The sequence below is a fragment of the Novosphingopyxis baekryungensis DSM 16222 genome, assembly GCF_000420305.1.
Lineage (GTDB): Bacteria > Pseudomonadota > Alphaproteobacteria > Sphingomonadales > Sphingomonadaceae > Novosphingopyxis > Novosphingopyxis baekryungensis.
The window spans coordinates 344,034-365,267 of sequence record NZ_ATUR01000004.1 but is presented as its reverse complement, the minus strand read 5'-3'; the positions used below and the strand labels follow the sequence as shown (position 1 = coordinate 365,267).

Sequence of the window (21,234 nt, the reverse complement as noted above, 5' to 3'; positions counted from 1 at the left end):
CAGCCAGTTTCGATCAGTCGGTCCGCCGGAACCGCGCGACGAAAAATCCGTCCATCCGCCCCTGGTCCGCCAGCATGGTCGGCAAGGTGCGAAGCCAGCCATGCTCGCCCGCCGCGATGCCATCGGGCAGTTCATCGCTGCCGATCGCATCGGTGATGAAGCCCGCATGGCGCGACAGGAAGGCGCGCGCCTGCTCCTCGCCTTCTTCCGGTTCCAGCGAGCAGACGGCATAGACCAGCACGCCGCCGGGCTTCACCGCCTGTGCCGCCCGGTCGAGCAGCGCGGCCTGCAATTCGGCGCGCTCGGCAATATCGCGCGCGCCGATGCGGTGGAGCACATCGGGGTGGCGGCGGAAAATGCCCGTGGCCGTGCATGGGGCGTCGAGCAGCACCGCATCGAAGGCCCGGTCCGGCGTAAAGTCGAGCGCGTCGGCAGTCACCATGGTGGCGGTCAGCCCGGTGCGCGCAAGATTTTCCGACAATCTGCCGAGCCGTTTGGCGGACTGGTCCAGCGCCGTGACGTCCCAGCCGGCAGCGGCCAGCTGCATGGTCTTGCCACCGGGCGCGGCGCACAGGTCCAGCACAGGGCGGCCTGCGCCGTCTCCCATCAGGCGGGCGGGCAGGCTGGCGGCAATGTCCTGCACCCACCACTGGCCCTCGTCGAAGCCGGGCAGGCTGGTCAGCTCGCTCCCGCGCGGCAGGCGGACATGATTTGGGGCCAGGGTCTGGCCGCCGAGCCTGTCCGCCCAACTGGCGGCATCCTCGCCCTGTTTCAGCGTCAGATCGAGTGGGGGCGGGGCGGCAATGGCGCGCGCGGCGGCCTCCACCATCTCCGGCCCCCAGGCGGCCTGCCAGCGATCGGCCACCGTCTGCGGCAAGGCGGGGACGTCGGGCAGCTTCGCCTGCTTGCGCATCAGCGTGCCGAACACGCCGTGCACCAGCCGCCGCGGCCCGCCGACCACGAGCGGCAACGCGGTGCTGATCGCGGCATGTTGCGGTGTGCCGAGCACCAGCGCCTGCACCAGAGCGATCCGCAAAACGCTGCGCGCCTTGGCATCGTCCGGCAGCGGGCGCTGCGTGGCGCTGTCGATCAGCGCATCGAGATCGGGCAGGCGGCGCAGCGTTTCGGAAATGATGGCCAGCACCAAGGCACGGTCATCGCCGCGCCCGATGCCTTTCACGGCGCCGCTCATGGCCTGATCCAGCGATTCCCCGCGCCGCAGAACGGCATCCAGCAGGCGCAGGGCGGCACGGCGGGCCGCCAGTCCTTCGACGGGCGCCGCTTTGGCTGCTGGCATGGTCAACGTCCGCGGCCGAGCGGATCGAGCGCACTACGGCCCCCGCCGGTCTTGCGCGTCACCGGAATCGCCGCCGCATCGGGCAGGCGTTTGCCATACATGTCCGCGCGCAGCCGCTGCACATCGGGCCTATGCGGTGCGCCGCCCATGGCGCGCAATTTGGCGATGCGCTGTTCGGTCGCAGGATGGGTGGAGAACATCTGTTTCAGGCCGATCGGTACGATATAGAGCTGCGCCGCTGCGGGATTGCGCTGCGCCGCGCGATTGGGAATGGTCTGCGCCCCGCGGGAGATTTTTTCCAGGGCGCTGGCAAGGGCATGCGGATTGCCGCTGATCTCCGCCCCGGCCTTGTCCGCGCCATATTCGCGCGTGCGGCTGATCGCCATCTGCACGATCATGGCGGCGAAGGGCGCCATGATGACAGCGGCCAGGCCCGCTATGCCGGCGCTGCGATCACGAAAGAACAAACCGAAATTGGCGATCATCGCCACGGCCCCGGCAATAGTGGCGACCATGGTCATGATCAGCGTGTCGCGGTTTTTCACATGGCCCAGCTCATGCGCCATCACACCGGCAATCTCGTCACGATCCAGCATGGCCAGCAGCCCACTGGTGGCGGCGACGGCGGCATGTTCGGGGTCGCGCCCGGTGGCAAAGGCATTGGGGTGCGGATCATCGACGATATAGACCTTGGGCACCGGCATCCCGGCGCGCTGCGCCAGATTGGCAACCAGCCCGTAAAATTCGGGCGCGCTCTGCCGGTCCACTTCCCGCGCATTGTGCATGCGCAGCACCATCTTGTCCGCATTCCAATAGGTAAACAGGTTCATGCCCGCCGCCAGAACCAGCGCGAACAGCGCGCCCTTCGGCCCGCCGATGGCGAACCCCAGCGCCATGAACAACGCGGTCAGCGCTGCCAGCAGCATCATCGTCTTGAACTGATTCATGCCATTCCTCTTTGCCACCCCGCTTGATCGGGAACGCCCCACTCCCCAGATATGGGGTGAAATGCCGGTCCGTTCAATCGGCCCGTGCAATCCTGCGCTTCCATCGACCCGCGCAATCCTGCGCTTTCATCGAAAGGCATGTTCATGGCTCGGCCCACCGCCCGCAAACGTCCGGCCCATCTCGATCCGCCCGAGGATCTGCCCAAAAGCCCGCCCGTGCCGGAGCCCGAACCGATGAGCGAGGCGCGCAAGAAGCAGCTCGCCGACAGCCCGGTGCGCTATGGCGACTGGGAGCATGAAGGCATCTGCTGGGATTTTTGATCCGCTGCGTCCGGCCCGATCGGACAAGATGGTGATCAAAGTGCTCATCCGCATGGGAAGCGCCATCGCGGTCTGAACCGCGATCCCTGGCCTTAGTCCGTCACCATGTCGGCGGCGGTCCAGCCGTCCAGAAAATCGATCAGCCCGCGTTCGTGGCGCGTCAGATATTTGGTCTTGCGTGGCAGCTGCAGGTCCTTGCGCCATGCCTCCTGCCCGTCCTTGATCAAATCCACCACGGCGGGATGCACATAGCTGTTGCGCGCGATGGTCGGCGTGTTGCCCAGATCCGCCGCCACATCCTCCATCACCGCCTTGAGCGTCATCTCGCCCGAGCCATCGGCCAGCAGCTCGAAGGCATGGGCCGATGCGGACCAGGTGCGGAAATGCTTGGCGGAAAACGCATCGCCCATGGTGTCGTGAATATAGTCGTTCACATCATTGCTGCAGACCGGGTGCGGATCGCCGTCCTCGTCGAGATACTGGAACAGATGCTGGCCCGGCAGATCGTCCATCTTCTTGATGATCGACAGCAGGGTGCGGTCGGTGATCGCCACCTCGCGCTGCTTGTTGGACTTGGCCTTGAACGCCAGATTGAGGGACCTGCCGGTGCGCTTGGCATGGCGGCGGCGCAGCGTGGTCGCGCCGTAGCTTTTATTGCGCTCGGCATATTGCTCATTGCCCACGCGGATCGCGGTGATGTCCAGCAGGCGCACCATGGCCGCCACCACACGGTCATGGTCCAGCTTGCGGCCGCTCATATCCTCGTCCAGCCGCGCCCGCAGCAGGGGAAGCTTGTGCCCGAAGGCGCGGCAGGCCTCGAACTTCTCGCCCTCTCGCTGCGCGCGAAAATCGGGATGGTAGCGATATTGCTTGCGGCCCTTCTCGTCATATCCTGTGGCCAGGATGTGTCCGTTCGGCGCCGGCGAAAACCATGTGTCGCGGTAAGCCGGCGGAAAGGCGATCGCGTTCAGCCGCGCTATTTCTTCCTTGTCGGCAATGGGCTTGCCGTCAGCATCGAAATAGCACCAGCCCTTGCCCTTTTTCTGGCGACTGATCCCCGGTAGATCGTCATCCACATATATCAGTGCCTGCCCCACAAAACTCTCCAGAACGCTGCGTGCCGGCGCGGGACCGACAGGCGATAAACATCAATTACCCGACATCTGGACGAAACTGGCAGCGACATGATGCGTTCCTTGGCCCTGATGCGCTGCATGGTGCGCCCGAATGTCGGGCTGTTCCGGAATCGGGCCATCGCGAGTAAAAGGCGGGTCACATATCTATGGGAAGCGCCATTAATCACCGGGGCGCCCGGACCCTTAAAGCGGGGCTGAGCGTATTGTATGTACAAGCCAATTAATTCGATCGACAGACGAAGCGAGCGAGGCATATGAGCCGCGACCAATCCAAGACAGGCCAAGAGACCGGTCCGGCCGATCTTGCCGATCAAGCCGCGCGGCTACGCGAACAGCTTGCCGAGCGCGATGAGGAGCTGCGCACGCTGCGCCGCGAGCTGGCGCAAGCCCGCGCCGAATTCGATTCCTTCTATCAGTTCAGCCCGATTGGGCTGGCGCAGTTCGATGACGAGCACCGCCATGTCAGGGTCAACGCCGCGCTGGCCGAGCTGAACGGCATTCCCATGGAAGATCATATCGGCAAGACGCCGTCGGACATCGTGCCCGGCCTTGCCAGCCAGGCAGACGCGTCGATCGATCAGGTGCTGAAGACCGGCAAGGCCATTCGCCATGACCGGGTGTCGGGCTTTCTCAACGAGCAGAGCACCAGCGCGCATGTCTATGATGTCGATTGGTATCCGGTGCTGCGCGATGGTGAAGTGCGGGGGGTGAGCGTGCTGGTGCACGATGCCACGTCGGCCGAACAGCATGACATGTTTGCCCGGCATATGGTGCGCGAATTGCAGCACCGGGTGAAAAACTCGCTCGCCAATGTCATGGCGCTTGTCGAACAGGCCGCCCGGTCCGACCGGCCGAAGGAACAGGTGCTCAGCGTGCTGAAGGAGCGGATCAGCGCGCTCGCCGCGATCCATGGCAAGCTGACGGAGCGCAATTGGGAATCGGTGGAATTCAGCCTGCTCGTGCAGCAGGAGATCGGGCGCGAACCACGGCAGGGCCGTATCCAGGCCGATGGGCCGGAAGTGGCCGTGGGGGCGCAGTCTTCGCTGGCGCTATCGATGGTGCTTCATGAACTGGCGGCCAATGCCCGGCGGCACGGGGCCTTGTCCTGCCCTGACGGACGTCTTGCCATTCACTGGACGATAGAAAATGTGCCGGGCGACGAGGCGATGTATCTGCGCTGGCGCGAAACGGGCTGCAATGGCGCGCTGGAGCGGGGAACACCCGGTTTCGGCACGCGACTGATCGCGACGAGCGTGCGCAACGCACTGCGCGGTGAATTAACCGAGGAATGGCTGGAGGACGGCCTGTCCGTGCATATCAAGCTGCCGCTGAGTTCCATTGCGCCGCCGGAACAGGAATTCACGGCCGGCATCAAGCGCCGGGTCAGTCGAGCTTTCTGATCAGATCCATGAAATCGTCGGGCACGCCCTCATCGATGGTGGATTGATAGGCGTTGCGCAACGCCTGCGCAATCGGATCGGAATCCGTATTGGCCGAGGCGCCATCTGCCGCTGCCGATCCAGCCTTTTCAGGCCGGTTTTCCGCACTGGGCATCGCCTGTTCCTTGCTCATCTTGGGTTTCGCGTTGTCCGTCATTCAGGGACGTGCATCTAGCATGGCGTGTTGACCAGTCAATTTATTCTCTCCGGGGAGCGGCGGCGCATTTGCCATTCCATGGGCGCGCCGCTAGTTTGTTGGTGGGAGGCGAAACCAATCGGCCTCCAAAAGGTTTCATGCCGGGCGGAACAACAGGACCGAACCCAGCCGTTGGCGTGGTTGCTGGCGATGAACAACTCAGATTTCAGGGATATCATGAGCGAAAAAACTTTAGGCGAAAAACTTGCGCCGCATCTTCCATATGTTCGCCGCTATGCGCGTGCGCTCACGGGCAGCCAGCAGTCGGGCGACACAATCGTACGCGCCACGCTGCAATCCATCGTCGATGCGCCGGAGGAATTCCCGTCCGATCTCGAGCCGCGGATTGCGCTCTACAAGACCTTCGAGGCTTTCTGGCGCATCAGCGAAGAGGCCGGTCCGCGCAGCGATGCCGATGTCGGCAATGACATGATCGTGCAGAAGCGGCTGGCCGATCTCACGCCGAAATCCCGCCGTGCGTTGCTCCTCACCACCATGGAAGGGTTCACCGAAAGCGAAGCGGCGATCCTCCTGAACGAGGATGTGGATCGGGTGCGCGCGCTGGTGGCCGAGGCGACCGATGAGATCGACCGTCAGACCCATGCCCGCGTGCTGATCATCGAGGATGAGCCGATCATCGCGATGGACATCGAAACCATCGTCACGGAATCCGGCCATGAAGTCGCGGCGATTGCCGTGACCCGGGATGAAGCGGTTGCCGCTGCCAAGGAGCATAATCCCACGCTCGTGCTGGCGGACATTCAGCTTGCCGACAACAGCTCGGGCATCGACGCGGTGAAGGACATTCTGTCCGATCATCATGTGCCGGTGATCTTCATCACGGCGTTCCCGGAACGCCTGCTGACCGGCGAAAAGCCGGAGCCGGCCTTCCTGATCACCAAGCCCTTCCAACGCGATACGGTAAAGACCGCCATTGCACAGGCGCTGTTTTTCGACGGAATGAACGTTCCTGTTTGATCGGGGCAATCTGCATCTTGTGGACAGAACCGCTCCGCTTATCTAGGCGGAGCGGATAGGAGGGGTATTGTCATGGACAATAATCAGAACAACGAAGATATCGATTTGGAAAAAGACCGGGCGCGTGCTGGCTCAACGCCGCACATTGCACGCTATGTTCTGGTAATTTCGACGGTGATCGCCATCGTGGCGCTGAGCATCGTCTGGATGACGGGTTCTTACTGAGGACCGTCGCTGTCCATAATCGGGGCAGGTGAATGGGGCAGGCGGTTGGTGAAAGCATATTGATGGCCGACAAAGAGGCACATGAAGTCCTGACGGACGACCAGTTTCGCGAGCATCTTACCGAGGTGCTGCCGCAGCTGCGCGCGTTTTCGCGGTCCTTGACCGGCAGTCAGCCGGAATTTGCCGACGATCTGGTGCAGGACGCGCTCCTGCGCGCCTGGTCCGCACGCGCCAGTTTCCGTGCCGGCACCAATTTCCGCGCCTGGATCTTCGTGATCCTGCGCAACCTGTTCCTGTCCGAAATGCGCCGTTCCAAGTTCAAGGGCGAATGGAACGAGATTGCGGCGGAAAAGCTGCTGGTTAGCCCGGTGCATCAGGAACGGCATATCGAGCTGGCGGACATGCAGCGGGCGCTGTCTAAATTGCCCGTGGGCCAGCGCGAATCGCTGATCCTGGTTGGCGCGGGCGGCTTTTCCTACAAGGACGCCGCCGAGATTACCGGCGTGGCCGTGGGCACGGTGAAAAGCCGCGTGGCCCGTGCGCGCACTGCGCTGGAAGAGATCATGGCCGGCGACGATCCCCTGCCCGATGCCAAGGAAGGCGAGAGCCAGCCGTTCGAAGAGCTGATGGAACGGCTCGATACCATCGCGGACGGGCGCGGAGACGCCTAGACCTGTCGTTGCTCGGCGCGGGCTGGTTCACGCCGGGCCCGGCTTTCTTTCAAAATAAGCCGATCAGACGAAATTGGCGGCCACGTCTTGCGGCACCCGCAAGATCCGGCCCGTCGCCCGGTCGATGATCGCCCAGGTGGATTTGGCCGACACGATCAGCTTTCCATCGGCATTCAGAAAATCCACGCGCCGGTCGAACCGCGCGCCGCGCGGCGCGCCGTCGACCCAGGTGCGGCCCGTCACCGGCTCGCCCGCCTTCACATTGCCGCGATAATCCACCTCATGCCGGGTCACGACCCAGAAATAGGCAGCGATATGTTCCGGCGCGGCCAGCGCCTGCCAATGTGATGTCGCCATATCCTGAATCCAGGTGACCCAGACCGCGTTGTTCACATGGCCAAGCTCGTCGATATCCTCCGGCGCGGCGGTCCACTGTTTCTCGAACGGTGCGCTCATGCAGCGGCGTCCGCATGGCCCATCTGCCAGAGGATGAAGGCATATTCTTCGGCCGTCTCCTTCAGGCTCTCCCACCGGCCGGACTTGCCGCCATGGCCTGCGCCCATATTGGTCTTGAGCAGCAGGACATTGTCGTCCGTCCGCGTCGCGCGCAGGCGGGCGACCCATTTGGCCGGCTCCCAATAGGTCACGCGCGGATCGTTCAGGCCTGCCGTCACCAGCATCGGCGGATAGGCCTGCGCGCGCACATTATCATAGGGGCTGTAGCTGCGGATCAGCTCGAACGCGGCCTTGTCGGTGCCCGGATTGCCCCATTCGGGAAACTCGCCCGGCGTGAGCGGCAGCGAACTGTCGAGCATGGTCGCCAGCACATCCACGAACGGCACATGCGCCACCACCGCGCCGAACAGGTCCGGCTCCATATTGATAACCGCGCCCATCAGCTTGCCGCCCGCCGATCCGCCGCTGATCGAGATGCGGCCCTGTTCGGTATAACCCTGATCGATCAGCCCCTTGGCGCAGTCGATAAAGTCGTGAAACGCGTTCATCCGGTGCTCGCGCTTGCCGGTGAGATACCAGTTGCGCCCCAGATCGTCGCCGCCGCGAATATGCGCGATGGCAAAGGCGAAGCCGCGATCGACCAGGCTGAGGCGGGTGGTGGAGAAACCCGGCGGGATCGCCATGCCGTATGCGCCATAACCATATAGGTGTAGCGGGCCAGGCTTCGCACGATCCTTGCGGTACAGGATCGATACCGGCACCTCCACCCCGTCCCGCGCGGTGATCATCAGCCGTTCGGTGGTGTAGAGCGAAGCGTCGTAACCGCTCGGGATTTCCTGCACCTTCAGCGTTTCCAGGCTGCGGGCGGCCACATCATAATCGAACACCGTGCCGGGCGTGACCATGGAGTTGTAGCCGATGCGCAGCACCGTCTGGTCATATTCCGGATTGTCGCCCAGTCCGGCGACAAAGGCCTCTTCTGGAAAGTCCACCGGCTCGATGCGGGCAGGATCGTCATAATAGCGGATCTCGATCTGGTCGAGCCCGGCGCGGCGGCCCTCGATCACGTAGAAATCGCGATAGGCTTCCATGCCGGTGATGTAGAAATCGTCGGATCCTTCGATCAGCGCTGTCCAGCGGGACGTATCGTCCAGCGGCGCAGTGACGAGGCGGAAGTTCACATGCGCATCGTTGGTCAGGATATAGAGCAGCCCGTCATGCTCCTCGACATCATATTCCACGCCGGTCTGGCGCGGACGGACCAGGATGTGCGGCCCCGTTGGATCGGCAGCGTCGATGAGGCGAACCTCACTGGTTTCATGATCGCCCGCCGATATGATCAGGAAGCGCCGTGAGCTGGTTTCGCCAACGGAGACGCGGAAGCCTTCGTCCTCCTCGTGAAAAAGCTCTATATCGTCCGCCGGATCGTCGCCCAGCCGGTGCAGTTTTGCATTGTCCGTGCGCCACTGATCATTGGCGAGGCAATAGAGAAAGCCCGTGCCGTCGGCGGTCCAGACAAGATCGGACAGGGTGCCGGGAATTTCGTCCGGCAGATCCTGGCCGGTCTCCAGATCGCGGACGCGGGCGGTGTAGCGCTCGGACCCGTTATCGTCGATCGCATAGGCCATCAGCCTGCCGTCCGGGCTGATCGAGGCGGCGCCGAGGCTGAAATAGTCCAGCCCCTCGGCCATGGCGGGCTCATCCATGATCAGCTGCGCTTCGCCCGAACCATCGGCGGCCTTGCGCCAATGCTTGCGATATTCCGCGCCTTCCTCGAAGCTGACCCAATAGAGCCAGTCGCCATCCTTTTGCGGTACGCTCTCATCGGCTTCCTTGATGCGCGCGCGCATCTCCTGGAACAGCGTGTCGGTCAGCGGTTGCTGCGGGGCCATATGCGCCTCGAACCAGGCATTTTCCTGGTTCAGATAATCCAGCACCTCTGGGTTCTCGACCTTGGGGTAGCCGGCATCGCGCAGCCAGGCATAATCGTCGGTGACGGCAATGCCATGATGCTCGGTGGTGACGGGGCGGGGCTCGGCGCGGGGCGGGATGTGGTGCGTTTTCATGGGATGCGATGTGCGCGGGGCAGCTGGGGGATGCAAGGGCGCCCTGCCGACCGGCTGCGAATTATCGGCCCGACGCAAATTCCGTCAGTCCTGAGCTTGTCGAAGGACGTTTCTCGGCTAAGCTCCGGCAATGGCCTTCTGGACCTACATGCTGCGCTGCAATGATGGCAGCTATTATGTCGGTCACACCGATAATCTGGATCGCCGTATAGCCGAGCATCGCTCTGGATTTTATACAGGCTACACCTACAAGCGGCGTCCGGTGACGCTGGTCTGGTCGCAAGATTTTGCGCAGCGGCATGAAGCGCAGGCGGCGGAAAAGCAGATCAAGGGTTGGGGGCGGCCCAAGGAGGAAGCCCTGATCCGGAGCGATTGGGAAGCGATATCCCTTTTGGCAAAGGCCCGGCCGGCTCGTTCCGGATAGGCGTCCTTCGACAGGCTCAGGACTGACGGCCCAATGGAGGGCATCGAGACAGCCATAACCCCATGCCTGCCGGAGGGCGCTTGTCGCCCAAGCACTGCCCTTTCGAAATGCCCCGCCAGGCCCTATGTTGCGCTCAAATTCAATCCACCGAAAGGCCGCCGCCATGCTGATGCAGACCCATGAAAACCGCCTCGCCGCCTTGCGCGAGGAGCTTGGCCGCCGCGGGCTGACCGGCTTCGTCGTGCCGATCGCCGACGAGCATCTGTCGGAATATGTCGGCGATTATGCGCAGCGTCTGCGCTGGCTGACCGGCTTTGCCGGATCGGCGGGCAGCGCCATCGTGCTGAAGGATCAGGCGGCGATCTTTGTGGACGGGCGCTATACCGTGCAGGTGCGCGATCAGGTGGATGAAAAGCTGTTCGCCTATGTGCCGCTGGCCGACACCAGCATGACAGGGTGGATCCGCGCCAACGCCAAGGCAGGCGACCGGATCGGCTATGATGCCTGGCTGCACACCCGCGCATGGGCCGAGGAAGCCATCGCCGCCGCGGCGCGCAAGGGGGCCGAGATGGTGGCCGTGGACGGCAATGCCATCGACGCCGTCTGGTCCGATCAGCCGGAAAAGCCGGATGCCAAGCTGGACGTGCAGCCGCTGGAATATGCCGGCAAATCGCATGCCGACAAGCGCGCCGAGATCGCCGCGTGGCTCAAGGACGAAGGCTATGACGCCACCGTGCTGACCGCGCTGGATTCGATCGCCTGGACGTTTAACATTCGCGGCGGAGACATCGCCAACACGCCCGTCGCCATCGCCCATGCGCTGGTGCAGGCGGACGGCACCGCCACGCTGTTCGTCGCGGAAGACAAGCTGACCGACGCGGTGCGCACGCATCTGGGCAATGAAGTGTCGGTGCGCGGGTATGACGATTATACCGCCTCGCTTGCCAATCTGGCGGGCAAGTCAGTGGCCGTCGACCCGGAGCGCGCGCCCGCCGCGATTTTCGAGGCGCTCGACAATGCCGGGGCCGATATCTCCGAAAAGCGCGATCCTTCGGTGCTGATGAAGGCGATCAAGAACCAGGCCGAGATCGACGGGCACCGCGCCGCGCAGGCCCGTGACGGGGTGGCGTTGACGCGCTATCTCAAATGGATCGGCGAGACCGCGCCCAAGGGCGGGCTGGACGAGCTGACCGCCGCGGCCAAGCTGCGCGAACTGCGCGGCGAGAATGATGCACTGATGGATATCAGCTTCAACACCATCTCCGCCTCCGGCCCGCACGGCGCGCTGCCGCATTACAGCGTGACCGAGGAGACGAACCGCAACCTGGAGCTGGGCGAGCTGTATCTGTGCGATTCGGGTGGCCAGTATCGCGATGGCACCACCGATGTGACGCGCGTGGCCGCCATCGGCACCCCGACGGACGAGATGGTGAAGCGCTATACGCAGGTGCTGAAGGGGCATATCGCGCTGGACGTTGCGGTGTTCCCCAAGGGCACGACCGGCGGCGCGCTCGATGCGCTGGCACGGCAGTTTCTCTGGGCTGACGGCGTGGATTATGGCCACGGCACCGGCCATGGCGTGGGCGCCTATCTGGCGGTGCATGAAGGGCCGCAGCGCATCGCCGCGTTCGGCGGGTTCGGCGAGCCGCTGAAGGCGGGCATGATCTGCTCCAACGAGCCGGGCTATTACAAGGAAGGCGATTTCGGCATCCGGATCGAGAACTTGGTGCTGGTCGAGGAGCGCCAGATCGATGGCGCCGAGCGCGATATGCTGGGCTTCGAAACGCTCACCTTTGCGCCGCTGGAGCGTGAATTGATCGATCCCGCGCTCCTGACCGCCGATGAGCAGGCCTGGGTCGATGGCTATCATGCCAAGGTGCTCGGCATCGTCGGCCCGCAGCTGGACGATGCCGATCGCGTCTGGCTCGAGGGCCGCTGCGCGCCGCTCGGCTGAGCGGACAAACCGACCTCTTTGATATCCCCATCATCCCGGACCGTGTTCCGGGATGATGTCTTTTCTTCAGCTGTCTTTTCTACAGGGGCCGATCATGCTCACCGATTTCCAGCCCGCCACCTGTAGCGATATCCGCGTCCGCTATAATGAGGCGGATATGCAGGGCATCGTCTTCAACGCCAATTATCTGATCTATGCCGATATCGGCGTGACCGAATATTATCGCGCGCTGGGCGCGGCGGCGGGGCTGGGCGATCATGACAAATGGCTGCAGAGCCATGGCGGCGAAACGATGGTGCGCCATGCCGAGGTCGAGTTCCTGCGGTCGGCCAAAGCGGATGACATTCTGACCATTGCCGCGCGCTGCCTGCGCATCGGGCGCACCAGTTTCACGCTGCTGATCCGCATCATGCGCGGGACGGAGCATCTTGCGGACGTGCGGCTGACCAATGTCTGGTTCGACGGGCAAACGCCCAAGCCATTGCCCTTGCCCGACAAACTGATTGCCCAAATGGAAGCGTTCGAGGCGGTGTCGCCGCAACGCTGACACGCTTCGTTCAGGACGGGGCGTCGTCCTTGGGCGTGTCCGACGTTTTCATTTCGCGGCCCTGCGCCTTGCGCCGCCGCAGATTGGCGCGCATCTGTTCGGCCAGCCGCCGCGCCCTGTCTTCCTGCTGAACCTTGTCTGCCATGGGGCCGCGCGTAGCAATTTCCTGCATGGCCGCCAAGCTTGGCCTTGACTTTGCGCCCCTCCCGCTCCCATAGGGCCGCCTTCAACCGGCGCCGTTGCGGCTCCGCGATGATGGTCGGCTGCTGTAGCTCAGTGGTAGAGCACACCCTTGGTAAGGGTGAGGCCGGGAGTTCAATCCTCCCCAGCAGCACCAGCCTTCGCCCTTCGGGCTATGGCTGGCGAGCCAGCCTGAGGTTTCACGGCGAAGGCTGCCCGCCATAGCCTTGGCGACGGAGGGCTTCGACGGCATGTCCATGCACCATGTCTATATCCTGCAGAGCATCGCCGCGCCGGACCAGTTTTATACTGGCCTGACCGATGATCTGGACCGGCGTATCAAAGAGCATAATCGCGGCGCATCACCGCACAGCGCGAAGTTCGCTCCGTGGAAGCTGCTGTCCTGCCATTCCTTCGCAGACCGCAGCACGGCGGCGCGTTTTGAAACCTATCTCAAAAGTGGTTCCGGACGGGCCTTTGCGCGGCGGCATTTGCGATAAAGACATCCTAGCGATCCGCGCTCATAAATCCTAAAGCGCCACGCATGCGCTATTTTTCCGACAATGCCGCCCCTGTGCACCCCAAGATCTGGGAGGCGATGCGCGATGCGGACAGCCTCGATACGGCCTATGACGGGGACCGCTGGTCGGCCCGGCTGGACGAAGCCTTCACCACGCTGTTCGGGCGGGAATGCCGGGCGATGGCGGTGACCACCGGCACGGCGGCCAATGCGCTGGCCTGCGCGGCGATGGCCCAGGGGCATCAGGGCATATTGTGCCATGAGGAAGCGCATATCGAGATGGACGAGGCCGGCGCGCCGGGCTTTTTCGCGGCGGGGGCCAAGCTGATGCTGCTGCCCGGAGACGGGGCCAAGATCACGGCCGAATCGCTGTCCGCGCGGCTCGATGCGATTCGCCCCGATGTGCATCAGGTGCAGGCGGCCGGCATCTCGATCACCAACGCCACCGAATATGGGCTGGTCTATACGCCGCAGGAGGTAGCGGACATCGCCGGGCTGGCGCAGCAGCGCGGACTTGCCCTGCACATGGACGGTGCGCGCTTCGCCAATGCCGTGGCGCGGACCGGCGATGCGCGGGCGATCACCGAGGGCGTCGATCTGCTGAGCTTCGGCTGCGTCAAAAATGGCGGGATGAGCGCGGAGGCCTTGGTCTTTTTCGATACCGATCTGTACGCCGCCACCGATTATCGCCGCAAACGCGCCGGCCATCTGCTCAGCAAGGGGCGCTATCTGGCCGCGCAGATTCTGGCGATGCTGGAAGACGATCTGTGGCTGGACAATGCCCGCACCGCCAATGCCGCCGCGGCCATGATCGCGCAGGCGGCGGGCGACCGGCTGCTCTATCCGGTGGAAGCGAACGAGATTTTCCTGACGCTGAGCGCGGGCGAGGCCGCGGGGCTGCGCGCGCGCGGCTTCGATTTCTACGATTGGGGCGCCATGTCCGAGCAGGGGGGCGCGGCCCGGCTGGTGACCAGCTGGCAGCATGAGGCAAGCGACGTGCAGCCGCTCGCCGATGCGATCGCGGCGCTGTGAACGACAAGGCCGATGCGCCGGCGGACGAGGGGCCGGAGCTGACCTTGTTCAGCCCGCGCATCCTGCTGCCCTTTCTGCTGGTCGCGCTGATATGGGGCGGGACGTGGATCGTGATCCGCGATCAGATCAGCAGCGTGCCGCCCACCTGGTCGGTCTGCTACCGTTTCACGGTGGCGGTCATCGGCATGGCCGTGCTGGCGCGCGTGCGCGGGCAGCCCTTTTTGCTGCCGCGTTCGGGCCATGTCTTTGCGCTGTTGATCGGCGCGAGCCAGTTCATGCTGAACTTCAATTTCGTCTATCATGCCGAACGGTTCGTGACCTCGGGCCTGGTCGCCACGCTGTTTGCGCTGCTGATGCTGCCCAATGCGCTGCTGGGCCGCGTCTTTCTGGGCCGCAAGCTAGAGCCGAGCTTCTTCATCGGCACCGCCATCGCCATTGGCGGCATATCGCTGCTGTTCGTGCAGGAATATCGCGCGATGCCGGCCAGCGGGCTGGACGTGCTGTATGGCGTTTTGCTGACCGTGGGCGGCATCCTGTCGGCCTCCTGCGCCAATGTGCTGCAGGCCGCCAAGCGGGTGCAGGCGCTGCCCTTGCTGACCCTGCTGGCCTGGGCGATGTTCTATGGCGTGCTGTTCAACGCCGCCGTGGCGCTGGCGACCGCCGGCCCACCGAGCATCGATCCGCGCACCGGCTATTGGCTCGGCATTCTGTATCTGGGCCTGCTGGGATCGGTGGTCACCTTTCCGCTCTATTTCGGCATCGTGCGCGCCATCGGGCCGGGCAAAGCGGCGTATAACAGCACGCTGGTGCCGGTGGTGGCGATGGCGCTGTCCACCCTGTTCGAGGGCTATCGCTGGTCGCTGCTGGCAGGGGCGGGCGGCGTGATCGCGCTGATCGGCCTGCTGGTTGCCATGCGCGCCCGGCCGCCCCGGACGCCGCGTGTCAGCGCAGGCTAAAGCAGACTGCGCAGCCCCGCCTTGTAATCCGGAAAGCGCGGGGACCAGCGCAGCACGCGCTTGGCCTTGCCGTTCGCCACCCGCCGGTTCTCGGCATAGAAACCGCGCGCCATCTGGGACAATCCAGCCTCGTCCATCGTCTGCAAAGGGGGCGGATCCAGGCCCAGCAGCGCGCAGGCCTGCTCGGTCACCGCATTATGGCTGGCCGGGCGGTCGTCCCCGATATTGTAAAGGCCCGGCGGCGCATCGAAGCTGGCGATGACGGCGCTCACGATATCGTCGACATGGATGCGGCTGAACACCTGCCCCGGCAGATCGATGCGATGCGCGCTGCCCCCGCGCACCTTGTCGAGCGCCGAGCGGCCCGGCCCGTAAATGCCCGGCAGGCGAAAGATGGACACGTCAGTCCGCAAAGCCTGCCAGTCCGCATCCGCCGCCGCCCGCGCGCTGCGCCGCCCGCCGCCGATGGGGGCGCTTTCGTCCACCCACGCCCCGGCCGCATCGCCATAGACGCCGGTGGAGCTGAGATAGCCGATCCAGCGCGCGGGCGCCTGCGCCAGCGCCGCGCCATAGCGCAGCAGCACATCGTCGCTCTTGCTCTTGCGATCGGGCGGCACCGAGGACAGGATATGGCTGGCCTGCGCCATCGCCGCGCCCACCGCCGCCGCGTCGTTGAAATCCAGATTGCCGTCGCTGCCGGTGGCATCGATCCGCCAGCCTTCCTGTCGCAGCGCATCGGCCAGACGCGATGCGGTGTAACCGAGGCCGAAGATGAGCATATGTTTGTGCCGGGACATGGGCCGTGGACCTATCGTGAAGTTTTGCGCTTGGGAACCAACTGCTTCGCTCCTACATCTCTCCACTATGGCTGACGTACAGAAAACCTTCGCCCAAGCGCCCACCATCATCCGGCGGGAGGATTACAGCCCGCCCGCATGGCTGGTGCCCGATGTCGCGCTGGATTTCGATCTCGGGCTGGCATCCACCAAGGTGCATGCGCGGCTGGACGTGCGCCGCAATCCGGACCGCGCGGACCGCGAGCCGCTGCGCCTGAAGGGCGACGGGATCACGCCGCTGGACGTGCTGGTGGACGGTGAAAAGGTGAACGACTGGCAGATGGAGGATGGCGATCTGATCCTGCCGCTGCCCGCCGACGCGCATCATGTCTCGATTACCACGGACATCAATCCGTCGGACAACACGCAGCTGATGGGCCTGTTTGCCACCAATGGCATGCTGTGCACCCAGTGCGAGGCGGAGGGTTTCCGCCGCATCACCTTCCATCCCGACCGGCCCGACGTGCTGTCGCGCTACACCGTGCGGATGGAGGGCGATGCCAGGACCTTCCCCGTGCTGCTGTCCAATGGCGATCTGGTGGAGGAAGGCGAGACCGAGAATGGCCGCCATTATGCCGTGTGGAACGATCCGCATCTGAAACCCAGCTATCTGTTCGCGCTCGTCGCGGGCGATCTCGTCGTCAATCGCGATCACTTCACCACCATGAGCGGGCGCAAGGTCGATCTGGGCATTTTCGTGCGCGAGGGCGATCTGGAGCGCACCGGCCATGCCATGACCGCGCTGAAAAATTCGATGAAATGGGACGAGGAGACCTATGGCCGGGAATATGACCTGGACATCTTCAACATCGTCGCCGTCAGCGATTTCAACATGGGCGCGATGGAGAACAAGGGCCTCAACATCTTCAACACGCGCTATATCCTGGCCGATCCCGACACCGCGACCGACAATGATTATGACGGTATCGAAGGCGTCGTCGCCCATGAATATTTCCACAACTGGTCGGGCAATCGCGTCACCTGCCGGGACTGGTTCCAGCTCAGCCTGAAAGAAGGCTTCACCGTGCTGCGCGATCAGCAGTTCAGCGCGCATATGGGATCGGAGCCGGTCAAGCGGATCGAGGATGTGCGCATCCTGCGCGCCGCGCAGTTCCCCGAGGATGGCGGCCCGCTGGCGCACCCCATCCGGCCCGACAGCTATATGGAAATCTCGAATTTCTACACCGCGACCATCTACAACAAGGGCGCCGAGGTCATCCGCATGATGCTGACCATGATCGGGGCCGAGCGGTTCCGGCAGGGCACCGATCTGTATTTCGACCGGCATGACGGCGAAGCGGCGACCTGCGAGGATTTCGTCCGCGCGATCGAGGATGGTGGCAAGACCGATCTGACCCAGTTCCGCCGCTGGTATAGCGAGGCGGGCACGCCGCATGTCGCGGCCACCTTGTCGCATCAGGGGGATTCGGCGGTGCTGAAACTCTCCCAGACCAAGGGCGCCGGGACCGAGGAGCCAGCGCCGAGCGAGATGGTGATCCCGCTGCGCATCGCGTTGTTCGACCGGGCGACGGGCCGCAATCTGCGCGAGGAACTGGTGGTGCTCGATGCGCCCGAAAAGACCGTGAGTTTCGACGGCTTTGCCGAGGCGCCCGTCCTGTCGATCAATCGCGGTTTCTCCGCGCCGATCATCCTCGACAGCCGCCGCGACCCCGCCGATCTGGCGTTCCTTTCGGCCCATGACGACGATCCCTTCTCCCGCTTCGAGGCGATGCAGCAGCTGATGATCGACCATCTGGTCGGCGCGGTGTCGCAGGACGGCGCAGGCGATAGCGGCCATGCGCCGCTGATCGTCGATTCTATCGCCGCCGCGCTGGACGAGGAGGGCATCGGCCGCGCCTTCCTGGCCGAGATGGTGCAGCCGCCCGCCGAGAGCTTTCTGGGCGAGCAGATGCTGCTGATCGATCCTGCCGCGATCCATGCCGAGCGCGCCAGGCTGCGCACGACGCTGGCGACCAGTTTGCAGGACCGCTGGCAGGCGCATTATGATGCCTGCGCGGCCATCCCCTTCTCGCTGGAGCCCGAGGCGCGCGCCGCCCGGCGGCTGCAAACCGTGGCCCTGTCCTACATTGCCGCCGCCGATGAGGACGCCGGCGCGGATCTGGCCTTTGGGCAGTTCGAGCAGGCCAACAATATGACGCAGCGCCTGTCCGCGCTCGCCACGCTGTCGCACACGCAATCGCCCAAGCGGGAGGCTGCGCTCGATATCTTCTATCAGCGCTACCGTGAGGATGCGCTGGTGCTCGACAAATGGTTCGGCCTGCAGGCGCTGTCCCTGCGCGGCGACACCATGGAAGCGGTCAGGGCGCTCAGCCAGCATCCCGATTTCACGCTGAAAAACCCCAATCGCGTCCGCTCGCTCTATGGCAGCTTCACCGCCAATCAGGCGCGCTTCCACGATCTGTCGGGCGAGGGCTATCGCATGCTGGCCGATCTGATCCTGACGCTGGACGGCCAGAACGCCCAGCTTGCCGCCCGCTTCGTGCCCACGCTGGGCCGCTGGCGCCGGTTCGAGGAACAGCGCTCCGCCATGATGCGTGCGGAGCTGGAACGGATTGCCGACAAGCCGGACCTGTCCAAGGACACCAGCGAGCAGGTGCTGAAAAGTCTGGGGCGCTAGCACAAACCCATGATCGACATCGCGGCCGCCGATACGCTCGCTTCCACCCCGCACGGCTTTCTCGGCCGCACCGGCGGTGTCTCCAACGGGCTCTACCGCGATCTGAACGTGGGCGTCGGTTCCGACGACGATCCGCTGGCGGTGGCCGAAAACCGCCGTCTGGCGGCCGATGCGATCATGCCCGATGCCCCGCTGCAGACGGTGTATCAGGTGCATGGCGCCGATGTGGTGACGCTCACCGGTCCGCTGCCCGCCGATGCGAGGCCCCGGGCCGATGCGATGGTCACGGCCACACCGGGGCTGCTGCTCGGCATCCTCACCGCCGATTGCGCGCCGGTGCTGCTGGCGGACGAACAAGCGGGCGTGATCGGCGCGGCGCATGCTGGATGGAAGGGCGCGCTGGGCGGCGTGACCGATGCCACCATTGCCGCGATGGAAGCGCTCGGCGCGGACCGGGCGCGCATCGCCGCCGCTGTCGGCCCATGCATCGCGCAGGCCAGTTATGAGGTGGACGAGGGCTTTTACGAGCGCTTCATCGAGGCCGACGGGCAAAATGACGCCTTTTTCGCGCCGGGCCAGCCGGACCATCACCAGTTCGATCTGGAAGGCTATGTCGCCGCGCGGCTGGGGCGGGCGGGCGTGCCGCGCGTCGCCTGTGTGGGCCGCGATACCTACAGGCTGGAGGACCGCTATTTCAGCTATCGCCGCGCCACGCATCGCGGCGAGGCCGATTATGGGCGGCAGCTATCGCTGATCGGCTTGCCCGCGCGCTGAGCGCTACAAGCCGCTGGAAATGTAGGGGTTCGCCTGCTTGGATGGCGGCATGGTCGTTTCCCGCCGCCCTCTCAAGACCTCCGCATTTTGCCGGGCCGAAAGCCATGCCCGCGCGGCCCGCCGCATTTGCGTCTCTGGACAGTGTGACCCCGTGTGAACCGGCTGGCGTTGTCCTTGCCGCCCGCGCGCTCTACATCGGTGGACATAGGCCGCGGCTTCCCAGCCGAGCGGCACCCACCATTGCAGGACGACCCATTCCATGAGCGACCATAACGAGAACCCGCCGCTTGGCACCATGACCCCGCGCCGCCGCCCCAAACCCGATGTGAAGGAGATCGACGGCCGCCGTCTGAAACCCTCCACGCTGATGATGGGCCATGGCTTCGATCCCAAGCTGTCCGAAGGATCGCTGAAGGCGCCGATCTTCCTGACCTCCACCTTCGCTTTCGAAAGCGCGGCGGCGGGCAAGCGCCATTTCGAAGGGATCACCGGCAAGCGCCCCGGCGGGGCGGAAGGCCTGGTCTATTCGCGCTTCAACAACCCCAATCAGGAAATCGTCGAGGACCGCCTGAGCGTGTGGGAAGAGGCCGAGGATGCACTGGTCTTCTCCAGCGGCATGTCGGCCATCGCCACCACCATGATGGCGCTGGTCAGCCAGAACGACGTGATCGTCCACAGCGGCCCGCTTTATGCGGCGACCGAGACGATGATCGCCAAGATCATGTCCAAATTCGGCATCACCTTCCTCGATTTCCCCGCCGGTGCGAAGCCGGAGGACATTCAGGAGATGCTGCAAAAGGCCAAGGACATCGCGGACGATCGCGGTTCCAAGGTGGCGCTGGTCTATCTGGAAAGCCCGGCCAACCCGACCAACGCGCTGGTCGATATCGAGGGCGTCTCCGCCGCGCGCGACGCCGTGTTCGGGACGGGCGACGACATGCCGCCGGTGGCCATCGACAACACCTTCCTCGGCCCGCTGTGGCAGCGCCCGCTCGATCATGGTGCGGACATCGTGCTCTACTCGCTGACCAAATATGTCGGTGGGCATAGCGATCTGGTGGCCGGTGCGGCGCTCGGCGAAAAGCGCTGGCTCGACCCGATTCGCGCCATGCGCAACACCATCGGCACGATCACCGATCCCAACACCGCCTGGATGCTGCTGCGCAGCTTGGAGACGGTGGAGCTGCGCATGAGCCGCGCCGGCGAGAATGCCGCCAAGGTCTGCGCCTTCCTGAAGACCCATCCCAAGGTGGAAGGGCTCGGCTATCTCGGCATGATCGAGGATGCGCGCCAGCAGGACATTTACGAACGCCACTGCCTGGGCGCCGGGTCCACCTTCTCGGTGTTCATCAAGGGCGGCGAGGAAGAGAGCTTCCGCTTCCTCGACAATCTGAAGATCGCCAAGCTGGCGGTCAGCCTGGGCGGCACCGAAACGCTGGCCAGCCATCCCGCGGCGATGACGCATATTTCCGTCTCGGACGATCGCAAGGCGGCGCTGGGGATCACCGACAATCTGGTGCGCATCTCGATCGGCGTGGAAGATGCGGATGATCTGATTGCCGATTTTGCCCAGGCGCTGGACGCGGTATAACAACGGTTTGGCGCTTGTGCCCAAGGCTTTAATCGTCCATTTGCGCGGGT

General features: G+C 64.3%; 22 protein-coding genes and 1 tRNA gene. 15 read left to right on the top strand and 8 right to left on the bottom strand.

The window, feature by feature from the left end:
• Window positions 1-13 precede the first annotated feature (13 nt).
• Entirely contained in the window at window positions 14-1,297 is a 1,284-nt protein-coding gene (locus tag G410_RS0108695; RefSeq protein WP_028971260.1) for an RsmB/NOP family class I SAM-dependent RNA methyltransferase, read from the bottom strand.
• Between the two features lie 2 nt (window positions 1,298-1,299).
• Window positions 1,300-2,244, bottom strand: coding sequence for a M48 family metalloprotease (locus G410_RS0108690; protein ID WP_022673266.1), 945 nt, complete (start codon window positions 2,242-2,244; stop codon window positions 1,300-1,302).
• Between the two features lie 144 nt (window positions 2,245-2,388).
• On the opposite strand from G410_RS0108690, the gene G410_RS16160 reads away from it, so the two are divergent.
• Window positions 2,389-2,565, top strand: coding sequence for a hypothetical protein (locus G410_RS16160; protein ID WP_022673265.1), 177 nt, complete (start codon window positions 2,389-2,391; stop codon window positions 2,563-2,565).
• 92 nt (window positions 2,566-2,657) lie between these two features.
• Here the strand turns inward: G410_RS16160 and G410_RS0108680 are convergent, their stop codons facing one another.
• Window positions 2,658-3,641: a DNA topoisomerase IB gene (locus G410_RS0108680; RefSeq protein ID WP_245559320.1), complete on the bottom strand. Its 984-nt coding sequence runs from the start codon at window positions 3,639-3,641 to the stop codon at window positions 2,658-2,660.
• A 314-nt stretch (window positions 3,642-3,955) separates the two neighbouring features.
• Between G410_RS0108680 and G410_RS0108675 the strand changes: the two genes are divergently transcribed.
• Window positions 3,956-5,101, top strand: a complete 1,146-nt coding sequence (locus tag G410_RS0108675; RefSeq protein ID WP_022673263.1) for a PAS domain-containing sensor histidine kinase — start codon at window positions 3,956-3,958, stop codon at window positions 5,099-5,101.
• On the opposite strand, the gene G410_RS0108670 is transcribed toward G410_RS0108675, so the two are convergent.
• Window positions 5,085-5,297, bottom strand: coding sequence for a NepR family anti-sigma factor (locus G410_RS0108670; protein ID WP_022673262.1), 213 nt, complete (start codon window positions 5,295-5,297; stop codon window positions 5,085-5,087). The two genes, G410_RS0108675 and G410_RS0108670, sit on opposite strands and share 17 nt — an antisense overlap.
• A 216-nt stretch (window positions 5,298-5,513) precedes the next feature.
• Between G410_RS0108670 and G410_RS0108665 the strand changes: the two genes are divergently transcribed.
• The 3 genes from G410_RS0108665 (at window position 5,514) to G410_RS0108655 (ending at window position 7,210) form a co-directional block, all read left to right on the top strand.
• Window positions 5,514-6,314, top strand: coding sequence for a response regulator (locus tag G410_RS0108665; RefSeq protein WP_033317527.1), 801 nt, complete (start codon window positions 5,514-5,516; stop codon window positions 6,312-6,314).
• A gap of 72 nt (window positions 6,315-6,386) precedes the next feature.
• Entirely contained in the window at window positions 6,387-6,539 is a 153-nt protein-coding gene (locus tag G410_RS18175; RefSeq protein WP_022673260.1) for a hypothetical protein, read from the top strand.
• Between the two features lie 62 nt (window positions 6,540-6,601).
• Entirely contained in the window at window positions 6,602-7,210 is a 609-nt protein-coding gene (locus G410_RS0108655; RefSeq protein ID WP_051137246.1) for a sigma-70 family RNA polymerase sigma factor, read from the top strand.
• Window positions 7,211-7,273: 63 nt separating this feature from the next.
• Here G410_RS0108655 and G410_RS0108650 read toward each other — a convergent pair whose 3' ends face one another.
• Both G410_RS0108650 and G410_RS0108645 read right to left on the bottom strand, forming a co-directional pair.
• On the bottom strand, window positions 7,274-7,666 hold the full coding sequence (locus G410_RS0108650; protein ID WP_022673258.1) for an acyl-CoA thioesterase: 393 nt from the start codon (window positions 7,664-7,666) through the stop codon (window positions 7,274-7,276).
• On the bottom strand, window positions 7,663-9,732 hold the full coding sequence (locus G410_RS0108645; protein WP_022673257.1) for a S9 family peptidase: 2,070 nt from the start codon (window positions 9,730-9,732) through the stop codon (window positions 7,663-7,665). The genes G410_RS0108650 and G410_RS0108645 overlap by 4 nt, the downstream gene beginning before the upstream one ends.
• 130 nt (window positions 9,733-9,862) lie before the next feature.
• On the opposite strand from G410_RS0108645, the gene G410_RS0108640 reads away from it, so the two are divergent.
• The 3 genes from G410_RS0108640 (at window position 9,863) to G410_RS0108630 (ending at window position 12,657) form a co-directional block, all read left to right on the top strand.
• Window positions 9,863-10,156 carry a GIY-YIG nuclease family protein gene (locus G410_RS0108640; protein ID WP_022673256.1) on the top strand — a complete coding sequence of 98 codons (294 nt, stop codon included), beginning with the start codon at window positions 9,863-9,865 and terminating at the stop codon, window positions 10,154-10,156.
• A 169-nt stretch (window positions 10,157-10,325) separates the two neighbouring features.
• Window positions 10,326-12,110, top strand: coding sequence for an aminopeptidase P family protein (locus tag G410_RS0108635; RefSeq protein WP_028971254.1), 1,785 nt, complete (start codon window positions 10,326-10,328; stop codon window positions 12,108-12,110).
• A gap of 94 nt (window positions 12,111-12,204) precedes the next feature.
• Window positions 12,205-12,657: an acyl-CoA thioesterase gene (locus G410_RS0108630; RefSeq protein WP_033317526.1), complete on the top strand. Its 453-nt coding sequence runs from the start codon at window positions 12,205-12,207 to the stop codon at window positions 12,655-12,657.
• 10 nt (window positions 12,658-12,667) lie between these two features.
• Here the strand turns inward: G410_RS0108630 and G410_RS18390 are convergent, their stop codons facing one another.
• Complete coding sequence (locus G410_RS18390; protein WP_281163336.1) at window positions 12,668-12,802, bottom strand: hypothetical protein; 135 nt, start codon at window positions 12,800-12,802, stop codon at window positions 12,668-12,670.
• 117 nt (window positions 12,803-12,919) lie between these two features.
• On the opposite strand from G410_RS18390, the gene G410_RS0108620 reads away from it, so the two are divergent.
• The 4 genes from G410_RS0108620 (at window position 12,920) to G410_RS0108605 (ending at window position 15,345) form a co-directional block, all read left to right on the top strand.
• Window positions 12,920-12,994: transfer RNA gene (locus G410_RS0108620), tRNA-Thr, on the top strand.
• Window positions 12,995-13,088: 94 nt separating this feature from the next.
• A complete protein-coding gene (locus G410_RS0108615; protein ID WP_211215006.1) occupies window positions 13,089-13,337 on the top strand; it encodes a GIY-YIG nuclease family protein in 249 nt (82 codons plus the stop codon).
• A 44-nt stretch (window positions 13,338-13,381) separates the two neighbouring features.
• Window positions 13,382-14,389: a threonine aldolase family protein gene (locus G410_RS0108610; protein ID WP_022673251.1), complete on the top strand. Its 1,008-nt coding sequence runs from the start codon at window positions 13,382-13,384 to the stop codon at window positions 14,387-14,389.
• Window positions 14,386-15,345: a DMT family transporter gene (locus G410_RS0108605; protein WP_022673250.1), complete on the top strand. Its 960-nt coding sequence runs from the start codon at window positions 14,386-14,388 to the stop codon at window positions 15,343-15,345. Before G410_RS0108610 ends, G410_RS0108605 begins: the two co-directional genes overlap by 4 nt.
• Here G410_RS0108605 and G410_RS0108600 read toward each other — a convergent pair.
• Window positions 15,342-16,142 (bottom strand): Rossmann-fold NAD(P)-binding domain-containing protein, encoded by an 801-nt coding sequence (locus G410_RS0108600; RefSeq protein ID WP_211215005.1) that lies wholly within the window; start codon window positions 16,140-16,142, stop codon window positions 15,342-15,344. The genes G410_RS0108605 and G410_RS0108600 overlap by 4 nt on opposite strands.
• Before the next feature lie 67 nt (window positions 16,143-16,209).
• Here G410_RS0108600 and pepN point away from each other — a divergent pair, with 67 nt between their 5' ends.
• The 3 genes from pepN to G410_RS0108585 all read left to right on the top strand — a co-directional run bounded on the left by pepN (window position 16,210) and on the right by G410_RS0108585 (window position 21,184).
• Window positions 16,210-18,819 (top strand): aminopeptidase N, encoded by a 2,610-nt coding sequence (pepN, locus tag G410_RS0108595; protein WP_022673248.1) that lies wholly within the window; start codon window positions 16,210-16,212, stop codon window positions 18,817-18,819.
• Window positions 18,820-18,828: 9 nt separating this feature from the next.
• Window positions 18,829-19,593 carry a peptidoglycan editing factor PgeF gene (gene pgeF / locus G410_RS0108590; protein WP_022673247.1) on the top strand — a complete coding sequence of 255 codons (765 nt, stop codon included), beginning with the start codon at window positions 18,829-18,831 and terminating at the stop codon, window positions 19,591-19,593.
• 259 nt (window positions 19,594-19,852) lie between these two features.
• Entirely contained in the window at window positions 19,853-21,184 is a 1,332-nt protein-coding gene (locus G410_RS0108585) for a cystathionine gamma-synthase family protein (RefSeq protein WP_022673246.1), read from the top strand.
• The last annotated feature ends 50 nt before the right edge of the window (window positions 21,185-21,234 follow it).